The following is a 17,415-nucleotide window of genomic DNA, read 5'->3' as shown; positions in this document are numbered from 1 at the left end:
TAATCTGTGTTTGTGAGGCGGACTACCTCGATGGAGTGAAGATTACGCAGGAAAGGCGGCGATGAAAATCTCGAAAATATGCTGAAATAAATCAAAAAAACTGATGCATGCGATTTTCCGGTAACCCGGCGTCAGCCAGACAGACAGACAGTCCGGGTCGGTATAGTTATACCTAAAGATAATAGTCCGAAGAAAAAAAGGTTCTTACAATGGCGCCAGACCGTTACGCAACGCGAAAGCGGCTGGCCTCAGGGCGGATCGGTTTGATTCAGCTGACCAATCCGCGCTCGTGACCGGCTCTGCTGCCTGGCATGCTGCCCAGCAAAGGCGGACGGCAAGCGGAATGAACCGCCAGCCGTTTCGTCACGGACTTTCCGCTGACATCGGCAACTCTCCACCGTTCTCAGGTGACAAATCCTGCTACGGACGTGCCTGACACAGGCCTGAGCTTTATTTAAGGAAAACAGCATGCAGCTGTCGCAGCGTATTGTCGTCATCGATGATGAACGTTCTGTTCGTAGTGGTCTGACCAACCTGCTCCAGTCTGAGGGCTATCTGACCAATGCCTTCGAGTCGGCAGAATCTCTGCTTTGTGATGAAGCCGCGATAGCGAGTGCCGCGCTTTTTATCATTGATGTGCAACTGAAGGGGATGAATGGGTTTGAGCTGTTTATCAACCTGACCCAGCGCATTGAAAATCCGCCGGGGATTATCATTTCCGGCAACGGTGACGACACCATGTTGCGGTATGCCATCAACCTGGGGGCGATTGCCTTTTTGCCAAAGCCGATCGAAATTGATACGTTGTTTGAACATATCCGACAGGAATTCTCCTCAAGGGCTGCCCGCCAATGAGTACTAATCCGCAGGCGTTACATTCAGCAGAAAACGATGAAATCGCACTATCAGAGGATATTCTCTTCAGCCCGCTGGCGCAGGAGGGCAATATCGACTGGCTGCTGTGCCGGCACACCACCTCCGGTGACACCTTTGTGCTGGCGACCGCAGGCAATGAAGCGTCGGTCTTTCATGTCACGCAGCTGCTGAAAAATGAATATGCCCTTCGTGACCGGTTAGCGGAAAGCTGGGCGCTGAAACCGCAATGGCACACCCATTACCAGGGACGCTATGCGCTGGTTTATCCCGCCTTTGATTATCGCACCCTGACGGATGTGCTGTGCATGCCGCCTGGCCCCCTCTCTGAGTTTCTCAAATCTGCCGCGATGCTGTGCAGTACGCTGAGCCAGCTACATCAACAGGGACTGGTGCACGGTGATATCAAACCGGCAAACTTCTTTCTGAGCGATGAGGATGGCGTTTATCTCGGGGGCTTTGGGCTCTCCTCGCTGCATAATCCGCTGCCGGAGCAGCAGCGCCTGCCTGTAACGGGCGGTACTCTTGCCTATATGTCGCCAGAACATACCTCCCGTTCAGCCCATCAGGTGAGTCACGTCAGTGATTTGTACAGTCTCGGCATTGTGCTTTATGAGCTGCTGACCGGCAGACTGCCTTATGGCAGCATTGAGGGCGGCCACGCGGAGTGGGTGCACCATCACATCGCCTCGGAAGCATTGCCGCCTCATCTGCTGCGTCCTGACGTGCCGGTGATCCTCTCCTCCATCATCCTGCGACTGCTGGCCAAATCGCCGGAGTACCGTTATCAGACCGCCGATGGGCTGCTGGCCGATCTTCGTCGCTGTGCGGCCACGCTGCAGCCGGATGGCATGATTGAGCCGTTTACGCTGGGACTGCAGGATTTACCTGCCGCCAGTCTGTCTGCTGATTCGCTGTGTAGCGATCATCCGCAGGCCAGCAGCATCCTGGCGGCGTTGGATGAGGTCAGCAACAGCGGCAAACACAGCCTGGTAACCATCAGTGGCGCTGCCGGTGCCGGGAAATCCTCCCTGATTGCCTCCGCGCTCAAACTGCTGCGCACCCGGAAAACCTTGCTCACCCTGGTGAAAGTCGATCAGCATGCGCCGGTGTTACCCTATACGGTTTTTACTGCAGCCTTCAGGACGCTGACCCTGCACGTGCTGGGTCTGCCCGCTGAGGAAATGGCCCAGTGGAAAGCACATATTTCACGGTTGCTCGGTGCCTATGCCGGACTGGCGGTAAACCTGGTGCCAGAACTGGGAATATTGCTTAATCAGAAAGCGGCGGTTCTGCCGCACTCGCATACGCTTGATGCGAAAAATCGCTTTAATCTGGTTGCCTGTAGCCTGGTTAAAGCGTTTACGGCCCAGGGGCGGCCGCTGGTTATTCTTATTGATGATGGCCACTGGGCCGATCAGGCGACGCTGCTGTTGCTGCAAAATCTGCTGAGTCAGGGTGAAGAGATCCCGCTGCTGCTGGTGATCGCGCACCGGGATATCACCTCGTTACCCTGTCCGCTCATTGCGGGTAATCTGAACCAACTCTGCGCGAGCACCCTGCGCATTATGGCGATCACGCCCGAGCCGCTGTCGGAAAAGAGTATTGCGGGCTGGCTGGCGGGGCAGTTTCATACCCGCAGTTCGGCAACGGCTGAGCTGGCACGGGTCATCCACGAAAAAACCGGCGGTAATCCGCTCGCCACTCATAACTTTTTCCGCCAGGCGGTGCAGCAGGGATTGATTACCCACCATGCACCGTTCAGATGGACCTACGATGCAGAGGCGCTTAAAAACAGCCACTACACCGCTAACGTCGCGGCCAGCGTGCTGCTGCACCTTGCCTCGCTACCGCTGATGGCCCGGCATATGCTGGGTAAGCTGGCCTTGCTGGGCAGTGCCGGCGAGTTGCAGGTCCTGAGCCAGATTCTTGCCGTCTCCAGCGCGGAGATAGAGGCGATACTGTTGCCAGCGGTGACGGCCAGGCTGGTCACCCGCAATGAGGAGGGCTACGCCTTTATGCATGACAGCGTGCATGAGGCGGCGCTTAATCTTCTGCCGGATGCAGATAAAGATGCTTTCCATTGCGCCGCGGCACGCTTTTACATGCATCAATCGCAGCACGATATCACCAATGCGGTGCTGTTCCGGGCGGCGCATCACCTGCTGGCGGTTAAAAAGCTTACGCTCCTCCAACATGAAACCGGGCCGTTCTGCCAGCTGTTGCTCAGCGCCAGCCGGCGGGCAAAAACTACCGGCGATTATCTCTCTGCGCTGCGCTATTTGCAGACCGCCCGGGTATTGCACGACGGTGCCGGTGATGCCGGAAGCAGCGAATTTCTGCTGGAAGAGGCGGAATGCGAATTTCTTAACGGCAATCTGCCCGCCGCACTGACCTTAAGCTCCCGGGTCCAGTCTTCACCCGGCGACGCCGCCGATAAAGCCGGTGCGGCCTGCCTGATTGCTGAAATTCATATGCGTCAGTCGGACAGTAAGCTGGCGCTGGAGAACGCGCTCGCCTGGCTGGCGGTGTTTGGCATTCATCTGAACCGTCATCCGGACCAGGCGGAGTGCGATGCGGCCAGAGTGAAGCTGAAGGAGGCGGTGGGGAAAAATCCCTATGCCCGCTTCCGTTCGCTGGCCCGGGTCGACTGTAAAAATACCGAAGCGGTGATGAATCTGCTGGCCAGCGCCAGTACATTTGCCGCCTTCATCAATCCGCGACTGCACTTTATGATCCTGTGCCAGCTGCTGCACCTGACAATGGAGCGTGGGCTAAGTGGCGCCTCGACGCTGGCGCTCTCGTGGTATGGCGTGGTGTGCGGCGACCAGTATGATGAGTACAGCCGCGGCTTTGCCAGCACGCTGCTGGCGCGCGAGCTGGTCTATAAGCATGACTTTGTCAGCTTTAAAGCCCGGACGCTGCTCCCGCTCGATCAGGTCAGTATCTGGACGATGCCGCTAACCTATGCCATCGAGCGGGCGAAGGCCACCTTTGACGTGGGGGTTGAAACCGGCGACCGGACGTCGGCGTGTCTGGCACTGCGGCACATCGTCATGAATTATCTGGCGCGCGGCGATCATCTTGATGGCGTACACACCTCGATTGCGCGAGGCATGCAGTTTGTCAGAAAGGCACAATACCGCGACGTGGAAGTGATCCTCGGGATGCAGCTGGACTACGTCCTTTTCCTGCGCAAGCCGCGCAGCACTATCTTCACCGGTGATGACTTTCAGCCGCCGGTGCTGGCGGTGGTTAAACCTGAACATGCGGTTGAACCTATCTACCTGATGCAGTTCTGGTCCCGGCTTTATAAAGCGATGGCCCACTTCTTTGCCAGTGAGTATGCGGCGGCAGAGGCATGGTTTAAGCAGGCCGAACCGTTCACCGCACGTATACCGGGGCATGTGCATATGCTCGATTATCATCTCTACAGCGCGCTTTCGCTGACCGTGCCGCTTAAAACCGGAGCGATGACGGATAAGTTACGACTGCAGCTGAAGCAGCACCTCGACAGGATCGTGACCTGGTCAAACGAAAACAGCAAAACGTTCGCCGATAAAGAGGCGCTGCTGCGCGCCGAGTGGCTGCGTCTGGAAGGGAAAACCGCACCGGCGTTTGAGCAATTTGAAAAGGCGATCGTGTTGTCACGCGAAGGGCAGTTTCATCATATTAACGGGCTGACCTGCGAACTGGCTGCACGGATGGCCTATGCCAGTAATATGACGTTTGCTGGCGATGCCTACATTAAAGGGGCCATCGCCGCCTGGGATCGCTGGGGAGCCGGGGCTAAGGTTCGCCAGCTGGAGATGCAGCATCCGGCGCTGGCCAGCCAGGCAACGCAGACCGCGCTGAGTACCGTTCCGTTTGAGCAAAGTGCGGTGATCGGCGATTTACAAAGTATGGTGACGGTGATGCGAGCGCTCACCGAAGAGATTAATCTGGACCGGCTTATTCATGTGCTGATGATGATGCTGGTGGAGCGTGCCGGTGCCCAGCACTGCATGCTGATTCGACTGGTCGACGGCAATATCCCGGAAATCCAGGCAAGGGCTTCGACCACCGTCGACGGCGTTAAGGTCAAAATCGTACGTGAGTTGCCGGTCGCCACCGATCTGCCGCTGTCAGTGCTGTCTGCGGTGATCCGTACCGGGCAGGAGATCCGTACCGGTAAGCCAGAGGTATTCAGCCCCTTCAGTCAGGATAACTATCTGGTTGCCTCCGGCGCGGCGGTAATGTGTGTCCCGATGTTCAGACAGGCGCAGATGGTAGGTGTGCTTTATCTGGAAAACCGCCTGATGCCAGACGTATTTACCGCCGATCACTCGCGGATCGTTTCAATGCTGGGAGCGCAGGCTGCGGTATCACTTGAGACAGCTCGCCTGTACGCCGAGCTGGTTGATGAGAATATTCAACGCCGCAAAATTGAGAAGCAGCTGCGTGCCAGCCAGACCTCTTTAATGCTCGGCGAGAAAATCAGTCATACCGGCACCTGGCACTGGCATCTTGAACCGGATATTCAGTACATCTCCGATGAATATAAACGCATTATGGGACTGCCACAGGAGCAGGCAAGCACCTCAATGGTGGAGTTTCAGCGTCGCGTTCATCCGGATGACATACTCTGCCTGAGGGAGTTGATCGAGACCAGTGTGCGAAAAGGGACGGTGATGCAGGCTGAGTTTCGTATCATTCGCGATGACGGTGAATGCCGCTACATCAAAGGCATCGGCGAGCCCAATGAAAACTGGCCAGAAGTGGCCGAATATTTTGGCACGCTCACCGATATCACGGCTCAGCGCCAGTCGGAAGATGCGGTGCGCATCGCTCAGGCGGAACTGGCTCGCGTCGCGCGGGCAACCACCGTTGGCCAGCTTACCTCTTCCATTGCCCATGAGATTAATCAGCCACTGATGTCAATCGTGGCCAATGCCGGTGCCAGCCAGCGCTGGCTTAAACGTGATCCGGCGAATCTGGAAAATGCCAGTCACAGTCTTGATGAGATCATCCGGGAAGGCCGGCGGGCTGGCGATATTATTCGCGGACTGCAGGCGCTGACGCGGAATCAGGTTGCCGAATTTGCGCCGGCAAAAATGCACCTGATTACCCGCGATATTATCGTTCTGTCGCGTCTGGAGCTGGAACGTCGGTTTGTCTCACTGGAGCTGGATCTGGCGGCAGATAACGACAATGTTTTCTGTGAAAGCGTTCAGATACAACAGGTGCTGCTCAACCTGGTGATCAATGCAATTGAAGCGATGGCCGATAACATCGGTGCGCGTCATTTACGCATCGCCTCTTCACATCCTTCCGCTAAGGTGATTCGCATCGAGGTTGCTGATAACGGCGCGGGTCTGTCTGATACGGTGATCGGAAAAATATTCGACTCGTTTTACACCACCAAAGCGGAAGGGATGGGCATGGGGTTGACCATCAGCAATGAGATTATTAAACGTCACGGCGGTGAGCTACGCGCAGAAAACCGTCCGCAGGGCGGCAGCCTGTTCTGGTTCACATTGCCATTAGAAGGAAAAGAGACGACCGCCTGAGTGCGCTCCCGTTGTGTTGAGCGCAGAACCGGGCAGGGTGGGCGGGCAGGCTGAACGGCCGGGTTCGCCCACCTTCGCGAGCCGGTTTATCACCGTCCTCATCCCGCAGGCCTGGCGTATTTGTTTAAAATCAGCAAAAACAGGCCAACAACGATCAGCACAACCCAGGTTTTCAGCATATTCACGGTAATTATCTCATTTAATTGCCGGCAGACCGGCGGCGGTATTATTTATCCGCACTGCGGACCTGTTGATGGCGCGGGTGTAAAACTCACTCTCATTTTCTCAACACCTTATCTTTGCGCTGATATTCAGCACGGCGATAACCGGTGTCGTCGAGATGAATGTTATGCGTTCAGCACCCGCTTTGAAACAGAGAGATTATGCTGAAGTAAATCAGTTAATTTGAACATCCTGCGTTTTATATCCTGCTGCAGTGAAAAGGGGCTGGGCGAACGGCAAAAAACAGATGTGCCGTTTTAGCTATTATCCATTGGTATACCTATCCCTTTGTATAACTTCTCTTTTCCCCGTTCGCGCCTGATAATCCCTGGTCTCCTGTTGTGGAAATTATTGCCCTGACATTAAGCAATCAGCGGCGTCGTGAACCTGTCTGACGAGGCCGATAAGCGGTCTTAACAGGCTATGAGGAATAAATGAAAGCGAATTATCTGGCGCTAATGACGTCTTGTCTTTTTTTAACCCTGCCAGTGTCTGCCGCTGAAATTTATAATAACCACGGGAATAAGATTGATCTGTATGGTCTGGTTTCCGGACTCCGTTATATAAGTGATGACAAAAGCCAGGATGGCGATCAGTCTTATATGCGAATAGGTTTTAAAGGACAAAGCCAGATCGCTGAGCAGATCACTGGCTATGGCCAGTGGCAGGGTCAGTTCAACACTAACCAGTCAGAAAGTGACAGCAACAGTCTGTTCACCCGCCTCGGTTTTGCCGGTATTAAGGTCGGTCGCTACGGGTCATTTGATTATGGCCGCAATGTCGGCGTGTTGTATGACGCGCTGAGCCAGACCGACATGCAGCCCGAGTTTGATGCGCAAACCTATAACACCGATCAGTTTATGTTTCGGCGAGGAAACAGCCTGGCCACTTATCGCAACACCGATTTCTTTGGCCTGGTGAACGGTCTGGATTTTGCCCTGCAGTATCAGGGGAAAAATAGCGGCACTGGTGAACCGGGTACACGGGATGTGTTGCGTCAGAATGGTGAGGGATACGGCGTCTCTGCCTCATATTCCTTTGGCGCAGGTTTTAAAGCGGTGGGAGCGTTAACCCGTTCTGGTCGTACCGCTGCCCAGAACAGTGACGCCGGAATGATGGGGGAGGGCGACAAAGCGGAAGCTTACTCTGCGTCGCTTAAATATGACGCCCACAACCTCTATCTGGCGGTGATGTATACGCAGGCATTCAATGCCTCGCGGTTTGGCAGCAGCAGTGCAACCGGGATTTATGGCTACGCTAACCGGTCAGATATCATCGAACTGTTTGCGCAATATACCTTTGATACCGGCTGGGTTCCTTTTATCGCCTATAGCCAGTCCCGGGCAAAAGACCTTGGCGCGGCAGGTAATGGCCGCGTCTACGGTAGTCAGGATCTGGTGAAGTTCATCGACTTTGGCGGCTCCTACCTGTTTAACCGCAATATGCTGGCGTACGTCGATTACAAACTCAACCTGATTGATAACAGCGAATTTTCTCAACAGGCCGGCGTATCCACCGATGATATTCTGGCCGTCGGTCTGGTTTATCAGTTCTGATTGTGCCGTTGTTTACTGAATAATGAGGATCACCATGAATACTGCCCTGAAGTTTGTCACGCTAACCTGCAGCCTGCGAGCCGGTTCATTTAATGCCGCCATTGCAGCCGCGCTACCGGAACTGGGACCTGAAGGCGTCACTTTTGAGCCGTTAGGATCGCCAGGTTCATTCCCGCATTACAGCCAGGACACCGAAGCAGCAGGATTTCCAACTGAAGTGCTGGCGATGGCTGAGGCGATTTTCAAAGCCGACGGGCTGATTATCATTACACCGGAATACAACCATTCGATTCCGGGCGTGCTCAAAAATGCCCTCGACTGGCTGTCCCGGGTATCACCTCAGCCGATCGCCGGTAAACCGGTACTGATTCAGTCAGCTTCGCCCGGCAAGCTGGGTGGGGTAAGGGCGCAACTGCATTTGCGACAGATCCTCGGCTACTTCGATGCCCGTATCCTCAACAAGCCGGAGGCTATCATTGGTGAAGTGAGTGATAAGGTTACAGACGGCATCCTGACCGATGAATCTACCCGTCAATTCCTGTCACGCCAGCTGCTGGCTTTCAGAGATTTTGCAGTTAAATAAACGCGGATCTCTTTACGCGCAGGTCTGACGTGATTCTGTACAAAACAGTCGCTGCGGCAGCCCCTTAAACGGCACAGTGACGGGCAGCCAGACTCTGGCTGAGGCCTATCCGCCGTGGAATTTCTATACCGCTTCAGCAACCCGCAAAACCAGAAAAGGCCGCCTGACGGCAGCCCTTTCTGGCAAATCCTTTTGCGACCATGATTATTTAATCAGTCGCGCGGTCATATGAACCTGATTCCCGCTGTACGCCTCAGTAATGCTGTAATCCGCACCGGCCATTTTTGCCCGGGCCGCAATTTGTGCTTCCGCACCATCCAGCGTGGAGGCTGTCGCGGTTACGGTCTGCGCAAAACTTGCTGATGAGATGAAGGCCAGTACAGCGACAACAACGAATTTTTTGAAGTTTTTCATGGTCAGTTCCTGAAGTTGATTTTTAGATTGTGAGGCGTTGTGACTCGATGGAATGAATAATAGAGAACAGGCCTGACAATGAAAATCCGTGTTTATTGCTTTGCTTTATCAAAAAATATGAATGATGTCTGTGCGGCACAGAGTCTTAAACAGAGGAGGCTTTTTTAGTATGCGTGGCCGTAGCTTTCGAGAGCCGCGGATGAGTGGTGACGTCGGAGTGATGGCATGTTTTGTCTGGCGGCAACTGCTGCTGAGGGATGGTTGAACAGGCGTTGCTGTCTGGAAAGAAGAATGAAATATGCCAGAGATTTAAGTGCGCAAAACATAGATTATGTTAAATTATAGTGAAGTTAGCTTTACGGATATCTGTCTTCATCACAGGTGATATCGCGGGTACACCCCTCCCTTCACTCGTCAGGATACCGGCGGCGAGCGAGCGATTGCCGCCCTTTACAAAGCCAATGCGTCAGAGCAGCCAGAACTCCACGTTATGATTGCCGCTGTCGAAACCCCAGTGGAGTCATTTTAGATCTCGTGACAGGCGCTTTACCCGTGGCGAGTGCTATGCGTTAACTCAGTCACAATTTTTTAACTTCACGCTTCCATCTCTTGACTGTTCACCGCTCTGTCGTAAAACTTGCAGAAAGTAAAACGTTTTACTTTTCGACTCAGGCGTCGCGGTATATATGCATTTTCCGTGATATTTCCGGGGGTTATAACTCTACTGGGATACATCATGAAACACGTAGAAGAGTACGATAATTCACTGGTCGGCATTGATGTGATGCCGGATCATCCTCAGCCAGAAATATCATCACTGGCCAGTGGCGCGATCAAAAAAGCCCGGATGCGCTTAATGCCGCTGATCCTGATGATGTATCTGCTGGCGTTTATTGATCGTTCTAATATCGGCATGGCGGCATTAACCATGAACCAGTCTTTAGGGTTAACGCCTGAGCATTTTGGCTTCGCTGTCGGCATTTTCTCTTTTGGCTACATCCTGTTTGAAATTCCCAGCAATGTTCTGCTGGAACGTTATGGTGCACGCTTCTGGTTAGCCAGGATCATGATCACCTGGGGTGTTATTTCGATGGCGATGGCGTTCGCACAAGGTGTGGTGAGTCTCAGTATCCTGCGATTCTTATTAGGTGTAGCCGAAGCAGGTCTGGCGCCTGGTATTGTTTTTTATCTCACCACATGGTTTCCCAAAAAAGAGCTGGCCAGGGTTTTCTCCATTTACTATTTAGGTGTACCGCTGGCCGCTATTATTGCCAATCCTTTATCAGGATATATTCTCGACAATTTCCATGATGTGGGTGGGCTGGAAAGCTGGCAGTGGCTGTTTTTAATTGAAGGATGTCCGCCGGTAATTTTGTCAGTCATCGTTTTTCTTTACCTCACGGATAAACCGGCTAAAGCTTCCTGGCTTAAGCCTGAGGAACGTCAGGCCTATCAGGAGCTGATGGAAAAAGAGCAGCAGGCAACATTAGCGGTGGGACACTCTGGTTTGAAAGCGATGTTCAAAGACCGGCGGGTATGGATCTTAGGCCTGGCTTACTTCTTTACGGTCATTGGCTTAACCGGTCTCGGTTTCTGGATGCCGCAGTTTATTAAACGCTTCGACTATTCAGACACGGTGGTAGGACTGCTTGGCACTATTCCCTATATCGTGGGTGCCGTGGTGATGTGCTGGTGGTCAAATCATTCTGACAAAACCAACGAGCGCACCTGGCATTTCATTCTGCCTTCGCTGCTGTTTTCTGTCGGTTTCGTGGTCGCAGCTATCAGCGATTCTCCCGTCATATCCATGCTGGGATTGACGCTTTCGACTGTTGGTATGCTGGCATGTGTACCGACGTTTTATACTCTGCCCGCCTCCTTCCTTACCAGCCAGGGTTCTGCGGGTGGCCTGGCGCTCATCAACTCTATCGGGAATGTTGGCGGTTTCTTTGGCCCTTTCCTGGTGGGTCTCACTATTTCTCTTACCGGTAAATCACAAAACGGCCTCTATCTGTTATCGATTCTGGTGCTGTTCTCGCCGCTACTGATTTATCTCCTGAGTAAAAGTCGCCGTCAGGTCGCTGGCTGGCGTTAAATCCCACGCATCAAACCCTGTCAAGGAGTAGAAAATGAACTTAGCAGCACTGTTAGCTGAGCGTGCCTGTGCCGTGAAATCAGGTGCAGCACAACCGATCCGGGTTGGCATCATTGGCGCAGGTAAATTTGGGTCGATGGTTCTTGCCCAACTGCGCCATCTGGACGGTTTACAGGTGGTCGCCATTGCCGATCTTGACGTGAGTAAAGCCCGTGCAGCTCTGGCGCGTGTGGGCTGGCCTGAATCTCAGTATCAGGCACAAACTATCGAGGCTGCGTTACGCGAAGGTTCAACCTGTGTGGTTGAGGATGCGGAAAAACTGTTCCGCTGCGAGCAGATCGATTGCATTGTTGAAGCCACTGGACATCCGCTGGCGGGAACGCGTCATGCACTCCATGCGGTTGAACATGGCAAGCATGTGGTGATGGTAAACGTTGAGGCCGATGTGCTGTGTGGCCCGTTAATCGCTGAGCGTGCACGTCAAAATGGTGTGATTTACAGCATGGCGTACGGCGATCAACCCGCCATTATTTGTGAGCTGGTGGATTGGGCCAAAGCCTGTGGATTTGAAATTGTTGCGGCCGGCAAAGGCATGAACTTTGAACCACGCTATCGCTATTCTACTCCGGATACAGTTTGGGGATTTTTTGGCTGGAGCGAAGAAGAAGTGGCGGCCGGAGACTTTAATCCAAAGATGTACAATTCCTTCACCGACGGCACTAAAGCGGCAATTGAAATGGCGGCGGTGGCCAACGCTACCGGACTGGATTGTCCTGATAACGGACTGGCCTTCCCTCCAGCCGGTGTGCATGACCTGGCGCGGGTCTTCTCACCTGAGTCTGACGGTGGGCGACTGAGCCGTAGCGGTCTGGTGGATATTGCTGCCAGCCAGGAGCCTGATGGCAGGGAGGTACTGAACAACATTCGCTATGGCGTATTTGTCACCTTTAAAGCCCGGGATGAATACAGCCGCGCCTGTTTTAAACAGTACGGACTGTTGACCGATCCCAGTGGCTGGTATGCCTCTATGTGGCGCCCTTTCCATCTCATTGGCCTTGAAACCAGCATCAGTATTCTCTCTGCGGTGCTGCGTAATGAAGCCACCGGTTCGGCTTTAAGCTTCCGGGGTGATGCTGTCGCAACGGCTAAACGAGACCTCAAAGCGGGCGAAATGTTGGATGGCGAAGGTGGGTTTACCGTCTGGGCCAATGCTCTGCCTGCTAACATCAGCGTGGCGCAGGATCTGTTACCTATGGGATTAGCGCATCACGTTCGTCTGGTGAAAGATGTCGCCAAAGACAAAGCGGTGCGTTTTTCAGATGTTCAGTTTGATAACAATCTGGATATCGTCGAGTTGCGCAAGCAGATGGTCAGTCTGGCAGGATTATAAACAGTGACATTACCCGCTATTGACGTTGCAGTAGCGGGTAATGTCAGGAGGAACAACATGGCTTCAGAAATACGTATTGGGTTGGCTGGCACCGGATTAATGGGACAGCCGGTGGCACGGCGCTTAGCTGCTGCCGGTTACTCCGTTGCGGTGTGGAATCGTTCTAAAGATAAAGCGTATGCGCTGGAAAAGTATGGCGTTACGGCGGTAGACACGCCCGCCCGGTTAATAGCAGGCAGTAATGTCATCATCTGTTTATTGAGCGATGCTCAAGCCTGTAACGATGTTCTTTTTACTGATGATGCGCTGAAGCACATCGAGAAAAAAGCAGTCATTATTATGATGAGCACCCTGTCGCCACAGATTGTGATTGAGCAGCAACACAAGGCGAACGCAGCACAGGCGGACTATATCGATATGCCTGTCTCAGGTGGCACTTCGGGGGCTGAAAACGGCACATTGTCATTGATGGCCGGTGGTAAGGCAGAAACTATTGACCGGTTACGCCCTCTGCTGTCTCAACTGGGAAAAGTCACGCGGGTCGGTGAGGTGGGCGCGGGTCAGCTGACAAAACTCGCCAATCAGATTATTGTCGCAGGCACGCTAAGCTTGTTGTCGGAAGCCTTTACCCTTGCCCAGCGCGGCGGAGCCGATCCGGCAAAAGTGCGGGAAGCATTGCTGGGTGGTTTTGCTGACTCAACCCTGCTGCAACAGCAAGGGGAACGTATGGTAAACCAGGACTTTAAGGCCCGCGGCGCGGCAAAGTGGCAGCTTAAAGATACGCGCAGTAGTGTGGCGCTGGCTGAGCAATTTGGTCTGACATTGCCGCTGACTGAGACGGTGAACCAGCTTTTCAGCCAGATGATTGAAGCTGGCGATGGCGACTTAGATCACTGCGCCATTATCAGGCAAATTCAGCGTTTAAACGGCATGACTATTTAACCCGGGCCACGCTCTCACGTTTGATTAACGTGCTGTTTAGTTCACAGGTCGTCTGCTTCTCAACGGAGAGACTTAATAGTGCCTTATCGGCCAACGCTTCAAGAGGATGTTTGATAACGCTTATTGACGGGCTCAGGAGACGGCTCCAGTGGCTGTCATGGTAAACAATCAGCGAGAGGTCTTCAGGAACAGAGAGCTTCAACTGCCGGATGCGCGACATAATCATCGGTGCAATCGACGTATTTCCAATAATGACTGCAGTCGGTGGTTCTTCAAGCGATAACAACTCATCAAGCGCCTGACTGGCTAGCGGATCACGAAAGTTCTTCACTACCGCATACTGTTTTTCCCAGTCAATTCCATACTCTTTCAATCCTTGTTTATAACCCTTCAGCCTTTGCAAAGAGGTCGAGGTGTTCAGCGGCCCGCTTATCCAGCCAATACGGCGATGGCCTTGCTGAGCAAGATAACGGGTTGCCTCACAAGCGGAAGCTTCATTGTTAAAGCCGATGACACTGGCATGTGTCACCTCGCTAAGGTAGCGATCGATGAAAACAATAGCGATACCCATTTCGCTAATGGATTGCCACATATCGCTATTTGCGCTGGTGGGCGTTGCTATGATGGCTTTAACCCGCTTTTGCATCAACATACTCAAGCTTTCCCGCTCCAGCAGCGGGTCTTCCTGGGTAGTCACCAAAATGACATTCATCGCCATTTCTCTGGCGCGGCGGACAATGAGATCGGAGATCTCAGAAAAAAAATCGTTTGCGATGTCTGCTACAACCAGGCCGATAGTGTTATTCAGACTGGTTTTAAGCTCACGAGCGGCACTTTGAGGAGTGTAATTCAGCGTTTGCATTGCCTCCAGAATACGCTGACGGGTGCGTTCAGATACTGAACCTGAACCGGGGTTCAATACCCGAGAAACCACACCGATAGAGACCTCTGCTAAGGCCGCCACCTCTTTGATGGTACTTTTCTTTTTCTCTGTCAACGCAACACTCAGCCTCACATCATCAGGTTAGCTAAGGTCATGTTAGATTAATCACTTCATAAGATAAACGTTCTTCAGTGATCAGCCTTCTTTAGCAGGCGTGAGACTGCATTACTCAGCTTTGGAGGATTTGGTGTTGGCGGGAGGTGATTAAGGCTGTTTTGAGATGTCCGGGCTTTAGCCAAACTCTTTTCCGGCAGATCCGTCACACCAGGATCCACGCGCAGCCAGTAATAGTCCTCAGCATAGGGAGCAGTCTTAAGCGTGACGGGTGATTTCCTTTACCCTGTCTGTCGCTCTGGCGCCTTTCAGCTGCCCTGGCGATTAAGATTCAGACAGCATTCGACAGGCCGGCCTGTCTCGAAGAGCCTTCTCAACAACGAAGACACTGCTCTTCAGCGGGATGCCAATGCGGCTGACCTTCAGGACGTTTGTCCTGGCTAATAAACGCATCCTCTGACCTGCTCGCACCAATCCTCAGGCCAGTAGTTTAAGATACAGATCATAATTTTCCGCATCAAAGCAGACTAAGTTAACCTTGCCGATTTTGCTGTTCTCAGCGATGCAATGTTTGATTACTTCTAAGGCAATCGCCGCGGCACGTTCTTTAGGGAAACCATAAATTCCTGTGCTGATGTTGGGAAACGAAACCGTTTTGATGTCATGCTGGTCGACGAGTTTAAAACAACTCAGGTAGGCCCTTCTTAACAGCGCATCTTCGTCATGTCTTCCATCACTCCAGCGCGGGCCAACGGTATGGATGACGTAATCAGCGGGCAGATTGCCTGCGCCGGTAATAACGGCATCACCGACTTTGCAGCCACCCTGACGATTGCGGATTGCCTGACACTCAGCCAGAATCGCCGGCCCGCCTGCGCGGTGGATTGCGCCATCAACGCCGCCGCCACCCAGTAATGAAGAATTGGCGGCATTGACAATCGCTTCTGCCGCGATTTTAGTGATATCACCCTGAATTACGGTTATTTTATTCATCGTATTTGCCTGCTTTTTAACTTTAGTGATTAGCTCAGTGAACATCGATTCTGCGCTTCGTTGTTGTCAGTGGAATAACAATCATGTCCAGATTTTTCATTAACGAGCCGCTGGCTCCGGCCTTCTGATACTGCGCTTCCATCCGGTCGATACGGTCAATGTAGGACTGCTTCACCGCATCCGACACGTTACCCAGCACATCGCCGCTGTTAAACAGCGTCTTCAGTGCTTCGTAAATTTCCACCGACGGACTGCTGGCTGTTTTCACGATACTGTTCACAGCGTCATACAGACCTGCCGGAACCCCGGCCACCATACCCGCCGCAAAGCTGCCATCCTGACCCATGTCAATCGCCGTCCATTTCGCCTGCGCTCCCGCTTTGCAGGCTACTGTCTGGCATTCAGCAATATCTTTATCCTTCTGAGCCTGCTGTTTCTGGCTCAGATAGTTATTCTCAACAACAAACTTAGCCGCTGGGGTTGGAATCGAGCATTCATTCAGACGGAGTTGTCTGGCTTTTTCTCTCCTTTAACCAGATTTTTATCCAGATCCCAACACCCAAAATGAGGCCGCCGACATACCCGGATCTGAAGAAAGAGTCAAAAACATCCCTCCAACTGAACGGGAAAAAACCTTTTTTAAAATAAATAATCACTGATGCAAGTAGTTCAGCTACAACATCACCAATAAGAAATAAAATCAGGCAACTCAATATGAGTTTGATCAAACTAGAAAGATTATTTTTTAGCATCGGTTTTATCCTTCTTATCAAGTTCATCTTTTACAGCATTCCCTGTTTTCTCACCGATGTAGCCTCCAAGAACTGCACCTGTTAAATCAGATACTGCATCTTTTCCAAGCTTTGAGCCGACCCCTTTTATTATTTCACCGCCTACGCTGATGCTGATGCTGATGCTGACGCTGCCGCCCGTCGACCCCACGGTACTGAAACTCTGGCTCTGGGTGGTGCCGTCCTTATTCAATTTCAGGGCTGATAATCTTCATACTCCCAGGCGAAGACGCGGGAAAGCTTTTGCGCTATCTCCATCCAGTCATTACCTTCGCACTGATCAATATAATCAGTGATGGTCTTTTTGATCTCATCCAGATCATATTTACGAACCAGAAGCGTATGGCGCATCAGTTCCGGTAGCCACTGGTGTTTGCAAAGCCATTCGGGGGTGCAGATACGAAGATCAAAATTATCTGCCCCGCCATTATCATCAGTCCCTATACGAATCAGCAAACGAAGAGAGAATGGTTCGTCATCTTCTGGGTAATATTTATCCAAGTCATAATTATCACTTGAGATGCTTTTTAAAGTGGCTTTCATGCTCATTACCTATTTTACATTTAGATGTCCATTGCCGATTTTAACTTTGTCTCCTGTAACAGGATCTATTTTAAAAGATTCAAAGTTAGCTTGAAGACCTGTTGTTGCATATGGGCTATTTTTCTTTGGTGCGGGATAGCGATATACACGCATTCCATCAGCACTCATTAGTCCCGCTCCATCACTGGTCGATTTTGCTCCATCACCAACCCAGATTTGACCTAACCGGTCAGCTTCTGCATTAGTACCTGAGCCAACACCATAATTAAGTTTCCCGTTATCACCTTTAACAACCGCATCCAGTCGCGGATCCTGCTTTGCAATATTGTTCAGATTTTGTTGTACCAGATCTTCTTTCAGCTTCGGATAAGTAGCTGCGTTTTCCGCACCACTGGTTGCTTTTCCTGCATTTACAGTTGCCGATTCAGCCTTACCCGCAACCTTAGCAACTACCTTCTCCGTCAGTA

General features: G+C 52.3%; 14 protein-coding genes and 1 pseudogene. 7 read left to right on the top strand and 8 right to left on the bottom strand.

Annotation, left to right across the window (positions count from 1 at the left end):
- Positions 1-468: 468 nt before the first annotated feature.
- The 4 genes from ACLIBF_RS22845 (at position 469) to ACLIBF_RS22830 (ending at position 8,783) form a co-directional block, all read left to right on the top strand.
- The gene (locus ACLIBF_RS22845; protein WP_312760124.1) at positions 469-855 is read left to right on the top strand and encodes a response regulator; all 387 of its coding nucleotides are present in this window, start codon (positions 469-471) and stop codon (positions 853-855) included.
- Positions 852-6,422, top strand: a complete 5,571-nt coding sequence (locus ACLIBF_RS22840) for a trifunctional serine/threonine-protein kinase/ATP-binding protein/sensor histidine kinase (RefSeq protein WP_448310750.1) — start codon at positions 852-854, stop codon at positions 6,420-6,422. Before ACLIBF_RS22845 ends, ACLIBF_RS22840 begins: the two co-directional genes overlap by 4 nt.
- Before the next feature lie 656 nt (positions 6,423-7,078).
- Positions 7,079-8,200: a porin gene (locus ACLIBF_RS22835; RefSeq protein WP_448310749.1), complete on the top strand. Its 1,122-nt coding sequence runs from the start codon at positions 7,079-7,081 to the stop codon at positions 8,198-8,200.
- Between the two features lie 34 nt (positions 8,201-8,234).
- Positions 8,235-8,783 carry an NADPH-dependent FMN reductase gene (locus tag ACLIBF_RS22830; protein WP_448310748.1) on the top strand — a complete coding sequence of 183 codons (549 nt, stop codon included), beginning with the start codon at positions 8,235-8,237 and terminating at the stop codon, positions 8,781-8,783.
- 204 nt (positions 8,784-8,987) lie between these two features.
- On the opposite strand, the gene ACLIBF_RS22825 is transcribed toward ACLIBF_RS22830, so the two are convergent.
- Positions 8,988-9,197, bottom strand: a complete 210-nt coding sequence (locus ACLIBF_RS22825; RefSeq protein ID WP_031377939.1) for a YdgH/BhsA/McbA family protein — start codon at positions 9,195-9,197, stop codon at positions 8,988-8,990.
- Between the two features lie 736 nt (positions 9,198-9,933).
- Here ACLIBF_RS22825 and ACLIBF_RS22820 point away from each other — a divergent pair.
- The 3 genes from ACLIBF_RS22820 to ACLIBF_RS22810 are packed head-to-tail and all read left to right on the top strand — an operon-like array spanning position 9,934 to position 13,624.
- Complete coding sequence (locus ACLIBF_RS22820) at positions 9,934-11,292, top strand: MFS transporter (RefSeq protein WP_082097626.1); 1,359 nt, start codon at positions 9,934-9,936, stop codon at positions 11,290-11,292.
- Positions 11,293-11,326: 34 nt separating this feature from the next.
- The gene (locus ACLIBF_RS22815) at positions 11,327-12,682 is read left to right on the top strand and encodes an NAD(P)H-dependent oxidoreductase (protein WP_031377937.1); all 1,356 of its coding nucleotides are present in this window, start codon (positions 11,327-11,329) and stop codon (positions 12,680-12,682) included.
- Between the two features lie 57 nt (positions 12,683-12,739).
- Positions 12,740-13,624, top strand: coding sequence for an NAD(P)-dependent oxidoreductase (locus ACLIBF_RS22810; protein ID WP_312759930.1), 885 nt, complete (start codon positions 12,740-12,742; stop codon positions 13,622-13,624).
- Here the strand turns inward: ACLIBF_RS22810 and ACLIBF_RS22805 are convergent.
- From ACLIBF_RS22805 to ACLIBF_RS22775, 7 genes and pseudogenes are all read right to left on the bottom strand, one after another.
- Entirely contained in the window at positions 13,617-14,621 is a 1,005-nt protein-coding gene (locus ACLIBF_RS22805) for a LacI family DNA-binding transcriptional regulator (protein ID WP_312759932.1), read from the bottom strand. The two genes, ACLIBF_RS22810 and ACLIBF_RS22805, sit on opposite strands and share 8 nt — an antisense overlap.
- Positions 14,622-15,098: 477 nt before the next feature.
- A complete protein-coding gene (locus tag ACLIBF_RS22800) occupies positions 15,099-15,614 on the bottom strand; it encodes an O-acetyl-ADP-ribose deacetylase (RefSeq protein WP_089562405.1) in 516 nt (171 codons plus the stop codon).
- Positions 15,615-15,717: 103 nt separating this feature from the next.
- Positions 15,718-16,083, bottom strand: a pseudogene (locus ACLIBF_RS22795) (VENN motif pre-toxin domain-containing protein); the annotation flags it as partial.
- A 25-nt stretch (positions 16,084-16,108) separates the two neighbouring features.
- Positions 16,109-16,366, bottom strand: coding sequence for a hypothetical protein (locus tag ACLIBF_RS22790; RefSeq protein WP_354475705.1), 258 nt, complete (start codon positions 16,364-16,366; stop codon positions 16,109-16,111).
- Positions 16,353-16,598: a hypothetical protein gene (locus ACLIBF_RS22785; protein WP_448310747.1), complete on the bottom strand. Its 246-nt coding sequence runs from the start codon at positions 16,596-16,598 to the stop codon at positions 16,353-16,355. The genes ACLIBF_RS22790 and ACLIBF_RS22785 overlap by 14 nt, the downstream gene beginning before the upstream one ends.
- 2 nt (positions 16,599-16,600) lie before the next feature.
- Positions 16,601-16,948 (bottom strand): immunity 8 family protein, encoded by a 348-nt coding sequence (locus tag ACLIBF_RS22780; protein WP_448310746.1) that lies wholly within the window; start codon positions 16,946-16,948, stop codon positions 16,601-16,603.
- Positions 16,949-16,957: 9 nt separating this feature from the next.
- Complete coding sequence (locus ACLIBF_RS22775) at positions 16,958-17,116, bottom strand: hypothetical protein (RefSeq protein WP_448310745.1); 159 nt, start codon at positions 17,114-17,116, stop codon at positions 16,958-16,960.
- Between the last annotated feature and the right edge of the window lie 299 nt (positions 17,117-17,415).

Source organism: Pantoea sp. PGP6 (assembly GCF_053474785.1).
The sequence above is the reverse complement of the archived record's forward strand: the minus strand, read 5'-3'. Positions and strand labels throughout refer to the sequence as shown.